The sequence below is a fragment of the Paenibacillus sp. FSL R5-0713 genome (assembly GCF_037973325.1).
In the GTDB taxonomy this organism is placed as follows: Bacteria; Bacillota; Bacilli; order Paenibacillales; family Paenibacillaceae; genus Paenibacillus.
On the sequence record NZ_CP150229.1, the window covers coordinates 1,503,801 to 1,522,297 of the forward strand.

17 protein-coding genes are annotated in these 18,497 nt (G+C 45.9%); 14 read left to right on the forward strand and 3 right to left on the reverse strand.

The window, feature by feature from the left end; all coding sequences use genetic code 11:
• Window positions 1-81: 81 nt before the first annotated feature.
• The 11 genes from MKZ12_RS06570 (at window position 82) to MKZ12_RS06620 (ending at window position 8,199) form a co-directional block, all read left to right on the forward strand.
• Window positions 82-720, forward strand: coding sequence for a 5-formyltetrahydrofolate cyclo-ligase (locus MKZ12_RS06570; RefSeq protein ID WP_339240315.1), 639 nt, complete (start codon window positions 82-84; stop codon window positions 718-720).
• A 15-nt stretch (window positions 721-735) separates the two neighbouring features.
• On the forward strand, window positions 736-1,239 hold the full coding sequence (gene moaC / locus MKZ12_RS06575) for a cyclic pyranopterin monophosphate synthase MoaC (protein ID WP_223869015.1): 504 nt from the start codon (window positions 736-738) through the stop codon (window positions 1,237-1,239).
• A gap of 37 nt (window positions 1,240-1,276) precedes the next feature.
• On the forward strand, window positions 1,277-1,762 hold the full coding sequence (locus tag MKZ12_RS06580) for a MogA/MoaB family molybdenum cofactor biosynthesis protein (RefSeq protein WP_017690080.1): 486 nt from the start codon (window positions 1,277-1,279) through the stop codon (window positions 1,760-1,762).
• A gap of 202 nt (window positions 1,763-1,964) precedes the next feature.
• Window positions 1,965-2,213, forward strand: coding sequence for a twin-arginine translocase TatA/TatE family subunit (gene tatA, locus MKZ12_RS06585; protein ID WP_036611264.1), 249 nt, complete (start codon window positions 1,965-1,967; stop codon window positions 2,211-2,213).
• A gap of 78 nt (window positions 2,214-2,291) precedes the next feature.
• Window positions 2,292-3,074 (forward strand): twin-arginine translocase subunit TatC, encoded by a 783-nt coding sequence (gene tatC / locus MKZ12_RS06590; protein WP_339240316.1) that lies wholly within the window; start codon window positions 2,292-2,294, stop codon window positions 3,072-3,074.
• Window positions 3,075-3,555: 481 nt separating this feature from the next.
• A complete protein-coding gene (gene groES / locus MKZ12_RS06595) occupies window positions 3,556-3,837 on the forward strand; it encodes a co-chaperone GroES (protein ID WP_153977313.1) in 282 nt (93 codons plus the stop codon).
• Between the two features lie 73 nt (window positions 3,838-3,910).
• The gene (groL, locus tag MKZ12_RS06600; RefSeq protein WP_094939589.1) at window positions 3,911-5,545 is read left to right on the forward strand and encodes a chaperonin GroEL; all 1,635 of its coding nucleotides are present in this window, start codon (window positions 3,911-3,913) and stop codon (window positions 5,543-5,545) included.
• Between the two features lie 265 nt (window positions 5,546-5,810).
• Window positions 5,811-6,242, forward strand: coding sequence for a hypothetical protein (locus tag MKZ12_RS06605; protein WP_339259443.1), 432 nt, complete (start codon window positions 5,811-5,813; stop codon window positions 6,240-6,242).
• Window positions 6,243-6,249: 7 nt separating this feature from the next.
• A complete protein-coding gene (locus tag MKZ12_RS06610; RefSeq protein WP_339259444.1) occupies window positions 6,250-6,492 on the forward strand; it encodes a hypothetical protein in 243 nt (80 codons plus the stop codon).
• A 227-nt stretch (window positions 6,493-6,719) separates the two neighbouring features.
• Window positions 6,720-7,763 carry an NAD(P)/FAD-dependent oxidoreductase gene (locus tag MKZ12_RS06615; protein WP_339259445.1) on the forward strand — a complete coding sequence of 348 codons (1,044 nt, stop codon included), beginning with the start codon at window positions 6,720-6,722 and terminating at the stop codon, window positions 7,761-7,763.
• A gap of 88 nt (window positions 7,764-7,851) precedes the next feature.
• Window positions 7,852-8,199 (forward strand): hypothetical protein, encoded by a 348-nt coding sequence (locus MKZ12_RS06620; RefSeq protein ID WP_339259447.1) that lies wholly within the window; start codon window positions 7,852-7,854, stop codon window positions 8,197-8,199.
• A 124-nt stretch (window positions 8,200-8,323) separates the two neighbouring features.
• Here MKZ12_RS06620 and MKZ12_RS06625 read toward each other — a convergent pair whose 3' ends face one another.
• Both MKZ12_RS06625 and MKZ12_RS06630 read right to left on the reverse strand, forming a co-directional pair.
• Window positions 8,324-8,893 carry a hypothetical protein gene (locus MKZ12_RS06625; protein WP_339259449.1) on the reverse strand — a complete coding sequence of 190 codons (570 nt, stop codon included), beginning with the start codon at window positions 8,891-8,893 and terminating at the stop codon, window positions 8,324-8,326.
• Between the two features lie 400 nt (window positions 8,894-9,293).
• Window positions 9,294-12,413, reverse strand: coding sequence for a glycoside hydrolase family 2 TIM barrel-domain containing protein (locus MKZ12_RS06630; protein ID WP_339259450.1), 3,120 nt, complete (start codon window positions 12,411-12,413; stop codon window positions 9,294-9,296).
• 126 nt (window positions 12,414-12,539) lie between these two features.
• On the opposite strand from MKZ12_RS06630, the gene MKZ12_RS06635 reads away from it, so the two are divergent.
• Complete coding sequence (locus tag MKZ12_RS06635) at window positions 12,540-13,373, forward strand: AraC family transcriptional regulator (protein ID WP_339240326.1); 834 nt, start codon at window positions 12,540-12,542, stop codon at window positions 13,371-13,373.
• A gap of 5 nt (window positions 13,374-13,378) precedes the next feature.
• Here MKZ12_RS06635 and MKZ12_RS06640 read toward each other — a convergent pair whose 3' ends face one another.
• Window positions 13,379-15,433: a helix-turn-helix domain-containing protein gene (locus MKZ12_RS06640; protein WP_339259451.1), complete on the reverse strand. Its 2,055-nt coding sequence runs from the start codon at window positions 15,431-15,433 to the stop codon at window positions 13,379-13,381.
• A 497-nt stretch (window positions 15,434-15,930) separates the two neighbouring features.
• Between MKZ12_RS06640 and MKZ12_RS06645 the strand changes: the two genes are divergently transcribed.
• Window positions 15,931-17,151 (forward strand): amidohydrolase family protein, encoded by a 1,221-nt coding sequence (locus MKZ12_RS06645; RefSeq protein WP_339240328.1) that lies wholly within the window; start codon window positions 15,931-15,933, stop codon window positions 17,149-17,151.
• Between the two features lie 62 nt (window positions 17,152-17,213).
• Entirely contained in the window at window positions 17,214-18,380 is a 1,167-nt protein-coding gene (locus MKZ12_RS06650; RefSeq protein WP_339259453.1) for a hypothetical protein, read from the forward strand.
• The last annotated feature ends 117 nt before the right edge of the window (window positions 18,381-18,497 follow it).

Genomic DNA, 18,497 nt, shown 5'->3' on the forward strand with positions numbered 1-18,497 from the left:
ACAACTGGTCATAACATATAAATTGTTTTTCAATGAGCGCTTTTTTGTACCTTCCCTATCAACAGGAGGTTATTCAAGGATATGCAGGATCATGCGGAACTGAAAAGCCAGCTTCGATCCAGACTGAGACAGAGCCGTGATCTGATGGATGCGAGCATGCATCAGCAGGCGATGACTAAGATTAACGTTGGAATGAGGCGTGAGCTGGATCGCCTTAGACAGGCCAAGAGTAAGGTCATGAACAGACCACTCGTCATATTCAGTTATCTGTCCTATGGAAGCGAAGCATCCACAGCTTTTCTTTTTCAAGAGGGCTGGAATCATGGAGATGTGATGTATGCACCGAAAGTGTTGGCGAACCCACCTCGAATGGAGCTACGGCGAGTGACCGGAGAACGGGATCTGGAGCCAGGCATATGGGGGATACCGGAACCTAAGGATTCCTGTGAAGTTCTCAAGCCTGAAGATTGGCCGGATATCGATCTCGTACTGGTACCGGGGCTTGGTTATGATCTGCATGGGGGGCGTATTGGTTACGGTGGCGGTTATTATGATCGTTTTGCCGAGACGCTTGCAGCAACATGTGTGATGACGGGCAAGAAACCTTTGATGGCTGCGATGGTATTGCCGGGTCAGTTACAAGAGGAGATCCCGATGGACCTGCTCGATCTGCGGATGGATCTGTTGATAACAACCGAAGGTATATTACATATCGAATAAAGGGTTGTGATGTGATTGAGTTCAGAAGTGAACAACGGCCAGGCTTCGGGTGGAAAACTGACCCATTTTAATGAACAGGGGCGGGCCCGGATGGTTGATATTTCGGGTAAGGAAATTACCGTGCGTACGGCTGTGGCCGTAACCAAGGTGACGATGAATCCAGATACACTGGAAGCGATTCGGGAGGGCCGAATCGGCAAAGGTGATGTTCTGGCTGTGGCTCAGATTGCCGGGATTCAAGGCGCGAAGAAAACGTCGGACTGGATTCCGATGTGCCATCCGCTGGCACTGACGGGTGTGGATATTCGTTTTCATGATAACGGAGTGGATGAATTACACATTGAAGTTACTGTCAAAACCGAAGGTAAGACGGGTGTTGAGATGGAGGCGCTCACGGCTGCCTCGGCTGCAGCACTGACGGTCTATGACATGTGCAAGGCCATGCAAAAAGATATGATTATCGGTCCAACCATGCTGAATTCCAAGAGTGGTGGCAAAAACGGTGATTACAGCCGATAGACAATATTTATTTTCATAGAGGAGAAGGGTGATCTTTATGGTGTGGAGAACAGCAATCCTGACAGCCAGTGACAAAGGAGCCCGCGGGGAACGTGAGGATACGAGTGCACAAGTCATTCGGGAGCTGGTGGAAGAAGAGCTGGGTGGTCAAATCGTGGAGTACCGTATCGTTCCGGATGAACCCGATGAGATTATCGCGGCTTTGATTGAGATGACGGATTATTTTCACGCCGATCTGGTGCTGACTACCGGTGGAACGGAGCTGGCCATTCGTGATATTACTCCAGAAGCGACCCGGCGCGTAATTGAACGGGAAGTTCCAGGGATGGCAGAGGCCATGCGGTACAGTGTAATGAGCAAAAACCGTTCTGCCATGCTGTTCCGTGGGGTCTGTGGCATTCGTGGTCGCACGCTGATTGTCAATCTCCCAGGTACGCCAAAGGGTGTGCACGAACATCTGGCTGCCATTATGGATCAGCTTCCGGAAGCGCTGTTGATGGTTACGGGTCAGTTCAAGCAATAAGCGAGTACGGACTCTCGTGCATGATATCCGATTAGACATAAACCATTGTTCAGGTAATATCTCTTATTTGTGAATATTGCGGGTTATGTAAGTGGTTACATCTGTGGTATGATGGGCTTAAATTAAGAACGACGCAGAAGACATCTATGAACATCTGGCCGAATATGCGCATCTTTGAAGCTTGAGACGAGGAGGAATATCAATGTTAAGTTCCATTGGACCAACGGGTTTTATTTTGCTGGCCGTGATTGCATTGTTGTTGTTTGGACCCAACAAACTTCCGGAACTGGGACGTGCAGTTGGGCGTACCTTCCGTGAATTCAAAGAGGGCGCTCGCGAGATTATCTCTGAGGATGACTCGTCCAATCGCAAAGAGCAGGAGAAGGCAAAACCACTGGCGGCTGAGAGCACACCTGCAGACAAGCCTGCTGATAAACGCCTGCCGGAATAATCTTGACGGCAATGAAAGAGAAATCCCTTCCTGCCGGAAGGGTTTTGTATTTTAAGCTGGCAATAATGGGGGGCAGGCATGACGCAGCAAATGGAAGAAATGTCGATTACGGAACATCTGAGTGAGCTGCGGAAGCGGCTGATCTACGTATTAAGTATTTTTGTGCTGGGACTGATTGCAGGATTTTTTGTAGCGGACCCGGTATACCAATATCTGACCAAGTCAGAGTCGGCCAAAGGTTTTGTATTGCATGCCTTCTCGTTCTGGGACGGGATTGGCATTTACATGAAGATTGCGGGTTTATTTTCACTTATCATTACGCTGCCGTTTACGGTGTATCAGATCTGGAAGTTTGTTAGTCCGGGGCTTAAACCGCGCGAACGAAAAGCAACGCTGAAGTATGTGCCTTATGTATTTCTGTTATTTCTTATAGGGATGGCTTTTTCGTATTATGTTATATTTCCGATGGCACTCGCCTTTACAACAGCGATTACGGAGAAGATGGGGCTTGTGGAGACCTACGGGATGAAACAGTATTTCAGCTTCCTGTTTGGCATTGTGCTGCCTGTGTCCCTGTTATTCGAGCTTCCTTTACTTATTATGTTTCTGACAGGACTGCGGATTCTGAATCCCATTCGTCTTCGCAAGATGCGCAGAGTTGCTTATTTTGTCCTGATCTTCATTGCAGTGGTGATTACACCTCCAGACTTCATATCCGATCTGCTGGTGATGATTCCCTTGCTTCTGTTATATGAAATCAGTGTGTTATTATCCGCAATTGTATACCGCAAGCAGCTTGCGGCCGATGAAGAGATCGAATCCCGTTACGTCCGTGCCGAGGATAAGAAGCATGCAGGTTAGAACATAAGATGGTATCAAAATGGAACACAGGATATCTCATTCATTGTGGCTGGTATATGACTGGTATGCGTGTGAGTGAGGATGATCAGTAACTGTAATGTGCCCGGAGAAGACGGTTTGTTCTTTTCCGGGCTATTGTTGTAGATTGTTCCACAGCTAGGCAGGACAAGCAGGCATATTATGTTCAACAATGGATACAATGGGAAAGGGACTGTCTGCTAACGTTGCAGAAGGGCTCAAGAATTTCGTAAAATAAGAATAGTGAATTTCCACATAGAACCAGGCACAGCCAGTGTACTTTGGCTATGTTCGTGTAAATTCAACGTAAATTCTCACAGGAATTCGTCAAAAGGACTTGAAATCATGCTTCAAGTTGAGTATCATAAAGTTGGTTGTTAGCACTGAACACTGTCGAGTGCTAATACATATGGCTACAACCTACAATGTAACGTTATATAATTTCAAAAGGAGGCTATTTTTCATGATCAGACCTTTAGGTGAACGCGTATTGGTAGAACCACTGGAGCAAGAGCAAACAACTTCTTTCGGGATCGTACTCCCGGACTCCGCCAAAGAAAAACCGCAAGAGGGTAGAATCATTGCAGTTGGTGCTGGAGCATTGAAAGACGGCGTACGTGTGGCTCTGGAAGTGAAAGAAGGAGATCGCGTTATTTTCTCCAAATATGCCGGTACAGAAATCAAGTTCGAAGGTAAAGAATATTTGATTATGAAAGAAAGCGATATTCACGCGATTCTCGACTAATTCAAATTTAATCGGATAACCGAACCATATAGCAATACCATTTTCCAACAAAAACTAGGGAGGTTTTCTTAACATGGCTAAAGACATTAAATTCAGTGAAGACGCTCGTCGCTCCATGCTTCGTGGTGTGGATGCATTGGCTAATGCAGTAAAAGTAACACTCGGTCCTAAAGGCCGTAACGTGGTTCTGGAGAAAAAATTCGGAAGCCCGCTCATCACTAACGATGGTGTAACGATTGCTAAAGAAATCGAACTGGAAGATGCATTCGAGAACATGGGTGCACAACTGGTTAAAGAAGTAGCTACTAAAACCAACGATGTTGCCGGTGACGGTACTACAACAGCAACTGTACTCGCGCAAGCGCTGATCACAGAAGGTCTGAAAAACGTAACTGCAGGTGCTAGCCCAATCGGTATCCGTAAAGGGATCGACAAAGCGGTTAAAGCTGCGGTTGCTGAATTGCAATCCATCTCCAAACCGGTTGAAACCAAACAATCCATCGCACAAGTTGCAGCAATCTCTGCAGCTGACGAAGAAGTAGGCGAACTGATCGCTGAAGCTATGGAAAAAGTAGGTAAAGACGGCGTTATCACTGTAGAAGAATCCCGTGGATTCGCTACGGAGCTTGAAGTGGTTGAAGGTATGCAATTCGACCGTGGATACATCTCTCCTTACATGATCACAGACACGGACAAAATGGAAGCTGTGTTGGACAATCCGTACATCTTGATCACAGACAAAAAAATCTCCAGCACGCAAGACATCTTGCCATTGCTTGAGAAAATCGTTCAACAAGGCAAACCGCTGGTATTGATCGCTGAAGATATCGAAGGCGAAGCACTGGCTATGCTGGTTGTGAACAAATTGCGTGGTACATTCAATGCTGTAGCTGTTAAAGCTCCAGGATTCGGTGACCGTCGTAAAGCAATGCTGCAAGACATCGCTGCCCTCACTGGTGGCCAATTGATCACGGAAGAACTGGGTCTGGACCTGAAATCCGCTGTTGTGGAACAACTGGGTACAGCTCGTCAAATCCGTGTAACTAAAGAAAACACAATCATAGTTGACGGTGCTGGTAACAAATCCGATATCGATGCACGTGTTAGCCAAATCCGTACACAACTGGAAGAAACAACTTCCGAGTTCGACAAAGAGAAACTGCAAGAGCGTCTGGCTAAATTGTCCGGCGGTGTAGCAGTAATCAAAGTCGGTGCGGCTACTGAAACAGAATTGAAAGAACGCAAACTTCGCATCGAAGATGCCCTGAACGCAACTCGCGCTGCGGTTGAAGAAGGTATCGTATCCGGTGGTGGTACAGCGCTCATGAACGTATACAACGCGGTTGCAGGCGTAGCCCTGTCCGGTGACGAGCAAACAGGCGTAAACATCGTCCTGCGCGCTTTGGAAGCACCAATCCGTACAATCGCAGCTAACGCTGGCGAAGAAGGTTCCGTAATCGTGGAACGTCTGAAAAAAGAACAAACTGGCGTAGGCTTCAACGCTGCGACTGGCGAGTGGGTTAACATGATCGAAGCAGGTATCGTTGACCCTGCGAAAGTAACACGTTATGCATTGCAAAACGCTGCTTCCGTAGCAGCAATGTTCCTGACTACTGAAGCGGTTATCGCTGACAAACCAGAACCAGCAGGTGCTGGCGGTGGAATGCCTGACATGGGCGGTATGGGTGGAATGGGCGGCATGATGTAATAAAGGTGTAAAAACCTTAAATGCATCATGTGCCTGGCAGAGCGAATTCTCGTTAGATGTAACGAGAATTCGTGAAGCAGCCAATATTAGAATGATAAATAAAACAATGACCACTTCTTAATATCTATTAAGGAGTGGTTTTTTGTGTTGTTGAGTATTTTCATAATAAGTCACTAGCATTTACCTTATATATAGTTCCTATTGCATAGGAGATATTTACAGTTGTATGATGAAGGTTAGTATTGAGATTTGGGGGCCATATATCATGAAGCATATTAGAAAAATGATAGTGGCAGTTCTTGTTTCTGCTGCGGTTATCATCTTAATCTACAATTTCACTTCCCAAGATGAAGAGAGATTCGTAAAAGCGAATGAATCTATAAGTACTTCATTAACAGTAATCAATAATGAGGATTTCGCGGGTACTGCAAATATGCATCGGTTTGATATTGCAGCAGGATCTGCATTGGTGAAAGTGAGTTTTACAAACACGGGTTCGAAACACTTTACGTTCACCATTAATGAAGGATCGACTAGTGGAGCGAAGATCTTGTCTGGCAGTATTCCGGCTGATGGAAAAGAGCATACATATTATAGTGACAAAGCGCTGTCGACGGGTGGGTATTATGTGAATACCTCTTCTGCACAAGTGATGTCTGGCATATTGAATGTTTCTCTGGAAACAAACGCTAATTAAGGAGGAAATGATTTTGAGAAAGGGTACGAAATGGACATTGTTGATTCTGGGCTTGATGCTCGCTGCAATATTTATCAACTTCTTCATGAATCTATATAGCTTTGCATATGCACTGATTACGGTGCTGCTACTTGCTTTTATGGGCTGGGGATTCTTAGCGAAGTTAAAGAACGATGTCCGTCAGCACGAAGATCACCATAGAAGAGAGCACGAGTCAGCGATGGATGACATTGACCGATACACCAGGTAATAACTAACGGGTAAACAAAATATCATCATATTTAGGTTCAAAGTTACGCTAGATCGAACCCACAGCTGAAATATGTAAAGGCTCCCGCGAGGGAGTCTTTTTAATGATTTTTTGAAAAAAAGGCAGTGATGATTTCTTCACTTGCTAAACAGCCAACTCTTAAGTAAAATAAACATATGAATAAGTGCTCATATATTAATACATAAATGATATTGGAGATGATTCATATGTACGATGCATTGGTTATCGGAGCTGGGCAAGCAGGATTGGCAGCAGGTTACTATCTTCAGAGGTCGGGCTTAACCTTTGTAATCGTTGACGCTGCTTCATCTGTCGGGGAATCTTGGCGTAAACGGTACGATTCCTTGCGTCTTTTTACTCCACGAATGTATGATGGGTTACCGGGAATGCCGCTTGGTGGAAACGAAAATGATCTGCCAAGCAAAGATGAAATTGCAGATTATTTTGAAAGTTACGCCAAGCAAATGCATCTTCCCATAAAGTTAAACTGTTTAATCTCCCGTCTCTCCAAGCAAGATGAGGTGTACTATGCTGAAACCAATGATGGAATAATTGAAGCGCGCAATATTATCGTTGCCACAGGGCCTTTCCAGACCCCAAATGTTCCACCTTTTGCAAAATCATTCTCCGAGAATATAGTACAACTTCACTCATCCGAATATCGAAATAGCTCTCAATTGCACCCTGGGACAACAGTAGTGGTAGGCGGAGGCAATTCGGGTGCTCAAATCGCCGTAGAGTTAGCAGCAGATGAACAACAAACGGTATACATATCCATAGCTCGAAATTTTACCTTTAGGCCTTTGCATATTATGAAACGAAGTATATTCTGGTATTTCGAAAAGCTCGGAATAGTACGTGCAGGTGCAGATCGTAGGGTTGGAAGATGGTTGCGAAATCAGCCAGAGTACGTCTACGGTTATGAGTTAAAAGAATTAATGTCTCAGGGAAAAGTTAATGTGCGCCCACGTGCTGTAAATGCAATAGATGACCGAATCCTGTATGAGGATGGGAGTGAGACACAAATAGACAATATGATCTGGGCGACTGGATTTAAGCGAAATGATAGTTGGATCGATATCCATACTGCTTTTGATTCCAAAGGTGAAATGATACACGAGAGAGGCGTATCACCGGTTGCTGGACTGTACTATGTTGGACTACCTTGGCAAACATCTCGGGGCTCAGCACTGTTGGGATGGGTCAAGTACGATGCTCAGAAGATCATTAGTCATGTGATTCAAAGGTAAGACACATTATACTGGAGCAGATGCTGGGGATAATTAGGCAAATATCACATCTCACATTTTTGGGTATATTCCTAAAAGGAGGGATTTTATGAAATTATATAAACTGCCAATGATTCTTTGTATTATAGTGCTTGTATCTATTGTCTCAGCTTGTGGTGCGGATGATATCATCCGCGGAAAGAGCGATAACTGGAATATATCTCTTCAGAGATCGACAGGGATCTATACGATAACCTACATCGGTGATGAAAAGCGTATAAAAGATTTTGTGTTTGACCTTACGGGCAACAATTTATCACAACAGGGGAAATCACTTGATGAAGAAGGGGTACCGTTCACGATGTCGGGAACAATAACTGAGACGGAGAAAATGAAAGATCCGATTACCTTTAAAATGAGTTGGAACAATCAAAGCGAGACTATAACTTTTGAGTAAATCTCGCATGGCGGAGGTGTTCATCATTGGTTTGGTGGCAACCACTGAGTCAATCTATAGTACATAGAACATATCACCCGATAGGCCGTTCCTTCATGGAGCGGCCTTTTTACTCCAATGCATCTCACTTCGCAACAGTTATTTTAAAAGTAGATTGTTCATGATCCTGGATGCTGAAGCGATATTCTAATCCATTTCGAACTGCCACCCCATCAAAATCTGACTGATTCACATCGCGATCCAATAGACCGATATCCTGAATAACATCTTGTGCATCGTTATACGTGTACTCACTATTGGTTGTGAGAATGAGCGTGGCCATAGCGGTCAAAAAAATTCCACCCGTTGGTTCTATGGTATCACCAGTATCATATAACGTGACTTCCTGTAAGCTCTCATCTGCATTCACTACACCAACCAGGCGCAATTCGTCATTGAACACATACTCGAAAGTGCTAGTAACCTGATTGGAAGACTCTTTCATATTCAAGCGGGTAATACTTAACCCATTCAGTCGGTATTTGCCCACGGCGCCATTAAACTTGTTTTTAAACTCTTCGGTAGTCATGTGGAAGCCTGAGGGACTCGTCTGATTTGCAGCTTCCTGTTCTTTGTCTGTGGTAACATTACCTGAATTTCGTTCCACTGTCTGATCTTGTCCAGTCTGAGCGGAGTTCGAAGATAAAGTCAGCATGCCATATAACCCTATTGAAGCCATTCCGAAGCATAGCACGGATAGAATAGTATGTCTTATCGTTATCCGGTTATGTTTGCGCATGGAGAGGATCATCAAAACAAGAAATCCCAAGAAAGGAAGTAAGCCAAGAATAAAGATGACTGTAAAAAGGTATTGCACATGCTCACCTCGTAGTAGACGGGTATTTGGAATAGTACTGTATCAAATGCTTAATAAGTGTGTCTCAACATCTGTGGCCCAAAATGATATATGTAGAATTGGGCCTATTCCAGCGGGCACAATTCCATTTGCGCCTCATTCATTATAATGGTTCCATCAAAAAGTTCAAACTTCCAATGCTCACTGTCCCCAACAAAAAAAGCACTGCCGGCATACTGCCAGCAGTGCTTGCTTGATGTTATACAGGTCTTACCGTAAAGGTGAAGGAATACGCGCGGTTGGCCGGCAAGGTGTATTCAGCGTGGGTACGTGCGCCCCAGCTATCATCCCCGCCGACACCCATTTGTTTATAATTAATGCGGGCGACAGTCTGTGTACTCTGAGGTAATTTATACACATGATCATTGGCTTCGAGTTCCTCAGGTGTCCACGGCAACGCATTGATCTCAAATGGTATGTTGGCTTCAACGTGCAGGCCACTTTGACCATCCGTTGACGTGATTTCAGCAAAGCGTACATCGGTTTTGTTACCACACTCTTGTGGTTTCAGGTATGGAACGAATTGATCTCGAACCGCACCTGTGTAATAGCCGAGACGTGCACTGGTTAGGCGGTCTGCGTAATTGTCATGCGGGCCTCTGCCGTACCAAGAGATTGTATCCAGGCTGTTACTCAGTTGCAGCAACATGCCGAACTCTGGTAGATCAGGTAGGCCCTCGCCTGGAATAAGCGTTTGACTGATTTCCAATACACCATCCATATCAATACGGTACGAGATGGACAACGTACATCCCGGATGTTGATCCCACGTATAATCGGTCGTCACGAGAATGCCTTGTTCGTCTGAATGGTGTTCAAAGCGAATTAATCTACTGGTAGCGTGAGCATCTCTCCAGAAAGCAGAACGCATATTCAGCTTGTTCCCCATATCGTTGTCTGTCATGGCTCTCCAGAAATTCGGCCGGATCGGTGCCAGCAATTGTTCCTGATTGTTGATCTGATAAGACGTTAACACGCCAGTAGTCGGGTTAAAGCTCAACGTGACTTGCCCTGTAGCTACTTTCAATTCATCTTGCAGTTCCTGTACCTGTGGTGAATTGCCTTGTCCTTGGTGTACCGGTTGGATTGGACGCAGTCGCGGAGATACCACGAACTGATCCCAGGCAATTTCGTGACCGACTCCTGCCCATTTGGTTGCGACTTTGGTTACCAGAGATACAGTCAGCACCGCTTCCTGGAACAGATCGGATGATGGCGTGTAAGGGATACGCACTTCAGCCGATTCGCCTGGAGGTACCGCAATATCCAACCTGCCGTTCTCAACGGATACACCATCGTGTGTTACTGTCCATACGAGCGAATATTCGCTCAGATCCGTGAACAGGAACTGGTTTCGGATGTGCAGCAGGCCATCTTTGACGTTAATGGCTTCCATACGAACGTTCTGATAACATTTCTTCACTTCTTCCAGCTTCGGTGTAACCGTCTTATCGGCCAGAATCAGTCCGTTTCCGCAGAAATTGCCATCATGAGGGGATTCGCCGAAATCTCCGCCGTATGCGAGATATTCTACTCCGTCTGCCGTCGTGGTACGAATGGACTGATCGACCCAGTCCCAGATGAATGCACCTTGCAACACATCATATTTATCGAACAGATCCCAATACAGATGCAGTCCGCCGCAGGAGTTACCCATGGCATGGCTGTATTCACAGATAATATAAGGTTTCTTCGGTCCTTGCATGCGAGCATAATTCTCTACATCCTGAGGACTGATATACATCGTCGATTCAATGTCGCTTGCCGAATCGGAAGGGCGATAATGGAAAGTCCCTTCATAATGAACGAGACGGGTCGGATCGACTTGTTTGAGATAATCGTACATGGCGATGAAGTTATCGCCGCCGAAGGACTCGTTACCCAGAGACCAGATAATCACGGACGGATGGTTTTTGTCCCGCTGGAACATCGAGTTACAGCGATCGATGACGTTGTTACGCCATTCCGGTTTACTTGCCGGGATATTGTTCTCATTCATTTCCTTTTGCCCATAGTACCACGTGCCGTGAGTCTCCAGATTCGTTTCATCAATGACATAGAGGCCATATTCATCACACAGTTCGTACCAGAGTGACTGATTCGGATAATGGGATGTACGCACAGCGTTAACGTTATAGGACTTCATCAGCTCGATGTCACGGATCATGTCTTCCCAACCAATGGCTCGACCGGTATCCGGGGAAAATTCATGACGATTCACGCCCTTGAATACAATGCGTTTGCCGTTGATTTGCATCAGGCCATCCTTGAGTTCAAACTTGCGGAATCCGATCCGGCTGCGGACAGCCTCCAGTATTTCGCCCGATTCATTCTGAATGGACAGCACAAGTGTATACAGATGAGGGGTCTCGGCGCTCCATAGAAGCGGCTTCATAACCTCTGTTGACAACTGGAATGAAAGTTCATCCTCACCCTGGAAATTAACCGCCGCAGTAAGTGGTTGCTTCAATACAGTCTGCTGTTGTGCATCATAGAGCTGTGCCTGAAAGGACAACCCGGCAGCAGTCTGCACCGCGTTATGATTGAATAATTTTACATCCAGCAGCAGCTCCGCATCCTGATAGGCATCATCCAGTTCAGTGCGAACAAAGAAATCGGCGATCTGAACCGGTGAAGGTGAATGCAGGTATACACCACGGAATATGCCACTTAGCCGCCAGAAATCCTGATTCTCCAGCCAGCTCGCATCACACCATCGATATACCTCTACAGCCAGCTTGTTTTCACCTTCCGTTAGATATGCAGTGATATCGAATTCTGCGGGTGTGAACGTGTCTTCGCTATAACCGACGAGCTCCCCGTTAACCCATACATAAAAGGCGGATTCAACGCCCTCAAAGTGCAGCAGGACAGGCCGGTCTTTCCAGTCTGCAGGAACAGTAAACGTACGGATGTACGAACCCACCGGATTATAAGTCGTTGGTGCAAAGGGTGGCTTCAATTCAGGCTCACGCTCGACCCACGGATACGTCATATTTGTATATTGGGGATAATCGTAACCTTGTAGCTGCCAGTTGGAAGGAACGGCGATCTCGTCCCAGTCACTGGCATCATAGTTGTTCTCATAAAAGGAAGAGATCCGTTGCTCCGGTGTCTCCGCAAAGGCAAACTTCCACTGACCATTCAGTGATGCGTACCATGGCGATGCGCTGGATTCATTGGATAACGCTTCTGCTACCGATGGAAACGCTACCATAGACGCATGTGCGGGTAGACGGCCTACTTGAAAAGTCTCGGGATTGTTGTTCCATTCCGGGTATCCATTTGCCGGAGGGGTGTATACCAGTTTGTTTCGCATAACAGCAACTCCTTCTGAAATGTTATAATATTGTCATTATAGAATTGAATGATGACTTAGAGAATAAAGAATATTGCCCATATATATCACAATATGAAACTAACGATGGAGAAAGGGGTGTACTGGATGGATACCCGGATTTTTTTTGGTAAAACAGAAGAAGCTGCTCGTCTGCCGATCTATATGACCACGGTTGGTTACTGGGAACACCAATATGAAACCGAGCGTCCAGAGGGATTCCCGGATTATCAGATCCATCAGATTATTCATGGCCAGGGGAGACTGATTATACAGGAAGAAGAGTATATCGTCGGCCCGGGAGACGTTTTCTTTCTGTATCCTGATATTCCGCATCGATATATGCCCATCAGTGATCGTTGGGAGCTGGCTTGGGTGTCGTTCCAGGGGAGAGAGGCCAGCCAGTTATTATCTTACGCGGGGATAACCGGTTCAAGCGTGTGCAGACTCAGAAAAGCCACGCTGTTACGTGGCCTAGAGCAACTTCTGGTTAGAGGAGAGCATGGGGATACGACGGATTACGCAGATTACGATGTGGAATGCTCCAAACAATTATATGCCCTGCTGCTGGATCTAAAGCCAATGCTCATCGCTTCCGCCAATTATAATGATGAACTGGAGCGATTGAAGCCTGTGCTGCGTTATATTGCAGAGCATCTGGATCGTTCATTGTCGCTGAAGGAACTGGCCGATGTGGCTGTAGTATCTCCCCAATATTTGTGCAGGCTGTTTCAGAAGGCGCTCCATATCAGACCTGTATTTTACGTGAACCAGGAACGGATCAATCGGAGCAAACAACTTATGTTCAGTGAGAGAGAGCTGCGAATCTATGAAGTGGCTGATCGAGTGGGTTACGAGAACGCCAGTTATTTCTGTGCGATGTTCAAACGGCATACAGGTATGAGTCCCGAACGTTTTCGCAAACTGCATGGACTGAATTGATGAAGTTACAATTTTGATGCTCCACCTGCCCTAGGGGCAACAGAGTACACATCACTTAAATGACATGCCAGATACACCTTCATCCAACCCTCGGAATCGTTCAGATCCACGCGTAGAATCTCCTCTATTTTGCGCAGACGCAGGTACAGCGTATTGGTATGAATATGAAGACGTTCGGCTGTGACTTGCACAGATCGATTTGCGGCAATGTAGGTTTTGAGTGTGAGTTCAAGCTCTCCTGATTTTTGCTGTTGAAGAGGCGACAGAATTTCATGAATATAGTTCTCAATATCAGACGGTTCCTGATTCAGAAACAGCCGATTGATCCCGATTTCTTCGTAGAGCATCAGGCCCGCTTTGTTTTGTTTCAGCAAAAAGGATAACGAGCGTGTAGCCTCGTCATTGCTTTTGGACACGTACTCAAGCCCTTGATAAAGTCCGCCGATACCGATAGATAGGGCAGGGGTTTTGGAGGTGGTCCATTTCTCTACAGCCGTTTCCAACCTGCTGATGATCCAATGTCTGACCTTGGGCTCGGGTGCCGCAGCCAGAATCGTAATTTTGTGATGTGCACTGAACAACAGATGTTCACGGGTGCCTAGTTCCTTTTCGATAAAACCAATCAATTTGCGCACCCAATTTTCAGTGGTCTTCATATCGGGATGTTCCCCATAGAGCTGCAATTGTGCGACGAACAAGGACTGATGAGCTGGCAATTGAAAGCTGGAAAGTCGTGCCTCCAATTGCTGTGGATCTCTATACTGCACCAGATCGCTGAAGAAATCCTGGTTTTTTCGATAGGACATTTCGGTGAGGGAGTAGGTGTTCATCATCTCCAGCATGACAATAGCTCCGCCTTGTTCCAAAATCACATGATCCAGCTGACCTAATGGATGATCTAATTGGATGGCAAAACAGCCAAGCATCAGTGATCCATTCACAATCGGATACAGGTAATAATCGCTTTGATCCGTTCCCCCAGATAAGGTGATGGGGTTAAATTGACTGTCCAGAGCAGTGTAGATATCTAGCTCACTTAACAAGACACTTTCTGGGAGAACGGGGTACCAGTCATTTCTGGCCATGTCCACATAATAGGTAGGAAGCTTCAACATCGACCCAACCGTCTCAATGATATGTTCAAGGCTCACATGTTCAATGGAAAGGGCCGTGAATTGATTATGAATTTCATTGCGGCTAACGAGATATCGGTTCGTTTCCAGCAGTTCTGAATACATGGTGGCATTGGAGATGGCAATGGCTGCCTGATCCGCGAATCCCTGCATCACATTCAGATCATGTGGGGCAAATCGTCTGTGTTGTTCAAATTGGTATACCAGCATCACTTCGATTTTATGGGTGTTCATCGTCACAGGAACGGCGATAAGCCCTTTCGCCATAACACCATCAGGCAATGAACGTACAATGATATCCGCATTCTCCTGACTGACATTGCCCATATCCTTAAAGGCATCATCCGGTGTGCTGTACATTCGGCCAATGCCTTCCTCGTATACTTTTCCCGTAATGCCCTCATCTAGCTCGCCCTGATATTGATACACACTATCCTGAAAACCGACCTTGGCTCTAGGGATCATCTTGCCAGAGTCGGGATCAACCATCATGAACAGTCCACAGGAAAGAGAAGGGATGACATGCAGTGCATTCTCCATGATTTTGAATAACAAGTCGTTCAACTCCAGGGAACAGGTCAGCTCCCGCAGTCCGGTCAACCATCGATCATTGTGTGCACGTTCCATCTCAATCTGCTGCTTCAGCAGTCCTTCCCGAATCAAGGACTCCAGACGTTCACTTTGTAGCAGGGTGAGTTGTTTCTGGGTATCGATCACCACACGAATGTTGATATTGGACAGGAAATCAAACGTATACCTGAGAATCTTCCAGGATGGCTCGATCTGTTCTTGATCTGTATATTCAGGTACCTCTCCTTCGCGCAGCCAGTTATTCCATTGGAAATCGTATTCGTCCTTCATCCAGATTCCGTACGAAGCAGATCCAAAGACCTGAACCATAAATGAGCGAACCGCTTCATGAATCATAGCAAACGTACTCCTTTCGTGTTTACACGGTGGCAAATGCTTACATATATAACATGACCTTCACTATGCTGTGTAATTTATATTCGATATTGTGTATATCACCATAATAAATATCAAAATGCTGTTGTTATCAACAATGACATTATACATTTGCAACTTATATAATGTCATTAACTTTAACACTATACAATTTTATCGTAGTACAGCAATAGAGCTATAAATCAAACGTGTACACGTAATATTGAAGTTCAACTTAACTTTTTACACGAGAACGGAGAGTACAGAAATAACGTGAAGAAGCAAAGCGTTCGCCTAAAAGCTTTCTGAAAGAAAGCTGCTTCGGAAGCATACGCTATCCCCGGATTTTCCCTTTGGAGAAGGGAATCAAAAAAATCTGGGGATAACAGCGATCGGAAGGTTATTCTGTCATCGGAGTGGAAGTGTAAATATTCTTTAGTTGAACTTGCAACCAAGTCTGAAAATGAGGTGGAGTACAGATGAGTCAAATTACTGCTTTTGTAGGTGCATTGTTGATTGATGGACAAGGTGGAGAGCCTGTTTCCGATAGTGTGGTCCTGGTTGAGAACGGGAAATTCATAGCTGCGGGTGCGAAGGCGACCGTTCCAGTTCCGGAAAGTGCCAAGCTTGTTGATGTAACAGGCAAAACGGTGATGCCCGGATTAATTGATGCACATGTCCACGTGCACGGGGCCAAAAACTTGAATATGGCTGCGGTGGCGCTGGAAGCCAATGAACTTCAGATGGGGAGAGCACTTCAGGATCTGCCGAAACTGATCAACGCGGGCTTTACAACCGTCAGGGATGTAGGCAGCCACGTTGCTGTGTACATTCGTGATCTGATTAAGGAAGGTGTGGTGAAGGGGCCGCGAATTAAAACATCCCGTCATATGCTCTCTCAGACGGGTGGACATGCAGATATTCATATGATTCCAACGGAACTGAATATGTTTACCGTGTGTGACGGCGTTCCCGAAGTGATTAAGGCAACACGTACGCAGTTCCGTGAAGGGGCAGATTTCATTAAAGTGTGTTCCACAGGCGGGGTGCTTTCGGAGAAAGATGACCCTCGCTGGTCGCAATTCCGCTTGGATGAGCTGAAGGCGATCGTGTATGAAGCGGAAGCGGTACAGTCATATGTGGCTGCACATGCGCAAGGTACACAGGGGATCAAAAATGCGCTGGAAGCGGGCGTGCGCACGATTGAACACGGAATCTACATTGATGAACAAGGTATTGGCATGATGCTGGATCAAAAGGCGGTTCTGGTTCCAACGTTGGCCATTGTACATCGGATTATCAAAGAAGGGCATAAATACGGTGTTCCCGAATTTGGCATCCGCAAAGCCAAAAGTGTATATCAGGAGCATATTGAGAACATGATTATTGCGCGTAAGGCAGGCGTAACCATTGCAGTAGGGACAGATTTCTGCACGTGTGCACCTGTTGAACATGGCGGGAATGCACTCGAACTGCGATTGCTTGTGGAAGATGTTGGATTTACGCCGATGGAAGCGATCGTGGCTGCAACACGAGATGCAGCAAGAGCGATGCAGATGGAAGCGGAGATCGGCACGATTGAGCCGGGGAAAGCTGCTGATCTGCTGGTATTAAATATGAATCCGTTAACGGATATCGGACTGCTCGAAAACACAGAGAATATCGAACAGGTCTATTTATCAGGTGAACGCTTGAAATAAGAAAGAGAAAGATGGTTCTGCGTGTACTGCACTCACAACATAGAGAATGGGGAGAAGCCACCATGTTTAGTCAACCGATATATATCGCCACGGTATTACTTGTTATTTTAGCTATAGGGGAACTGGTTTCGATCTGGTCCAAAGCACGAATTCCTTCCTTGCTTGTGATTCTGATTGGATATTTGCTGCTGAACTGGGCGGGGTTATTTCCCAAAGGAGTAGTATCGAGCTCCGCTCTCACTGCGTTCGGGGCTCTCATGGTGGCTCCGCTGATTGTACACATGGGCACATTAATACCGCTGAAGTTAATACGTTCCCAATATAAAGCAATACTGATCTCTTTGTTCGCCTCACTCACGGCGACAGGTCTTATCCTGTTAATCGTATCACCGTTCTATGGTTATCCTACCGCTGTTGCCGGATCAAGTCCGGTTGTCGGTGGCATTATCTCATATCTGATCACAACGACGAAGTTGCAGGAGATGAACTTGGGGCATCTGATTACGATACCAGCCGTTATTCTGGGAATTCACTCTCTCGTGGGAATGCCGATTGCAACCAACATGCTGCGCAGATATGCGCTGAAACTACAGAAACAGGGTGCTTTTGAGAACAGGGTTGCAGGCGAATCCAATGTGAACATTAAAGAAGCGAATGCCAAAACATTCCTTCCACAACGTTTCCAAACCGCACCTATTCTGCTGTTGCTTTTGTTCATTATGGGCAGTCTCTCCATTTATCTAGGCAATGTAACCGGACTTAGCTACAGTATCTGGGCTCTGTTGCTTGGGGTGCTAGGACATCTGATTGGACTATTCCCATCTCGTATTCTGGATAAAGCAAGTACATCGGGGATTGCCATGACAGGTCTGATCGTAGTCGTGATGACAAGTATGGAGTCGATCACTTTCGATGCGGTAGTTAGTTCCATTATTCCGGTGTTATTCATTATCGCAATCGGTGTAGTTGGGGTGCTAATCGGTGGATTTGTCGGTTCCAAGCTGTTCAAATGGGACCCGCTCAAAGGTCTGCCTGTAGCACTGACCGCACTATTCGGTTTTCCGGGGGACTATATTATCTGTGAGGAAGTAAGCCGTTCGGTTGGACGTGATGAAAATGAACGCAAAGCCATCCTCGATGAGATTTTAACGCCAATGCTGGTGGGGGGATTCACAACGGTCACAACAGCATCTGTGCTAATTGCGTCCATACTGATCAAGACACTTTAGAAAAATTGATGTTCTTTTCATCCCAATTTCAGTTTCTATTAAGGTTACGGAGGTAAGATAAGTCTTGTAAACCCCTTCTCGTGTTAAATAGATGTGTGACTGGCCCTATCGGATTGT

Bases quoted from the DNA above. Each gene is read 5' to 3' on its own strand.
- MKZ12_RS06570 (WP_339240315.1), top strand. From the start codon at position 82: ATGCAGGATCATGCGGAACTGAAAAGCCAGCTTCGATCCAGACTGAGA.
- MKZ12_RS06610 (WP_339259444.1), top strand. From the start codon at position 6,250: ATGATTTTGAGAAAGGGTACGAAATGGACATTGTTGATTCTGGGCTTG.
- tatA (WP_036611264.1), top strand. From the start codon at position 1,965: ATGTTAAGTTCCATTGGACCAACGGGTTTTATTTTGCTGGCCGTGATT.
- MKZ12_RS06630 (WP_339259450.1), bottom strand. From the start codon at position 12,413: ATGCGAAACAAACTGGTATACACCCCTCCGGCAAATGGATACCCGGAA.
- MKZ12_RS06615 (WP_339259445.1), top strand. From the start codon at position 6,720: ATGTACGATGCATTGGTTATCGGAGCTGGGCAAGCAGGATTGGCAGCA.
- groES (WP_153977313.1), top strand. From the start codon at position 3,556: ATGATCAGACCTTTAGGTGAACGCGTATTGGTAGAACCACTGGAGCAA.
- MKZ12_RS06620 (WP_339259447.1), top strand. From the start codon at position 7,852: ATGAAATTATATAAACTGCCAATGATTCTTTGTATTATAGTGCTTGTA.
- groL (WP_094939589.1), top strand. From the start codon at position 3,911: ATGGCTAAAGACATTAAATTCAGTGAAGACGCTCGTCGCTCCATGCTT.
- MKZ12_RS06605 (WP_339259443.1), top strand. From the start codon at position 5,811: ATGAAGCATATTAGAAAAATGATAGTGGCAGTTCTTGTTTCTGCTGCG.
- MKZ12_RS06625 (WP_339259449.1), bottom strand. From the start codon at position 8,893: ATGCTGACTTTATCTTCGAACTCCGCTCAGACTGGACAAGATCAGACA.
- MKZ12_RS06650 (WP_339259453.1), top strand. From the start codon at position 17,214: ATGTTTAGTCAACCGATATATATCGCCACGGTATTACTTGTTATTTTA.
- MKZ12_RS06640 (WP_339259451.1), bottom strand. From the start codon at position 15,433: ATGATTCATGAAGCGGTTCGCTCATTTATGGTTCAGGTCTTTGGATCT.
- MKZ12_RS06645 (WP_339240328.1), top strand. From the start codon at position 15,931: ATGAGTCAAATTACTGCTTTTGTAGGTGCATTGTTGATTGATGGACAA.
- tatC (WP_339240316.1), top strand. From the start codon at position 2,292: ATGACGCAGCAAATGGAAGAAATGTCGATTACGGAACATCTGAGTGAG.
- MKZ12_RS06635 (WP_339240326.1), top strand. From the start codon at position 12,540: ATGGATACCCGGATTTTTTTTGGTAAAACAGAAGAAGCTGCTCGTCTG.
- MKZ12_RS06580 (WP_017690080.1), top strand. From the start codon at position 1,277: ATGGTGTGGAGAACAGCAATCCTGACAGCCAGTGACAAAGGAGCCCGC.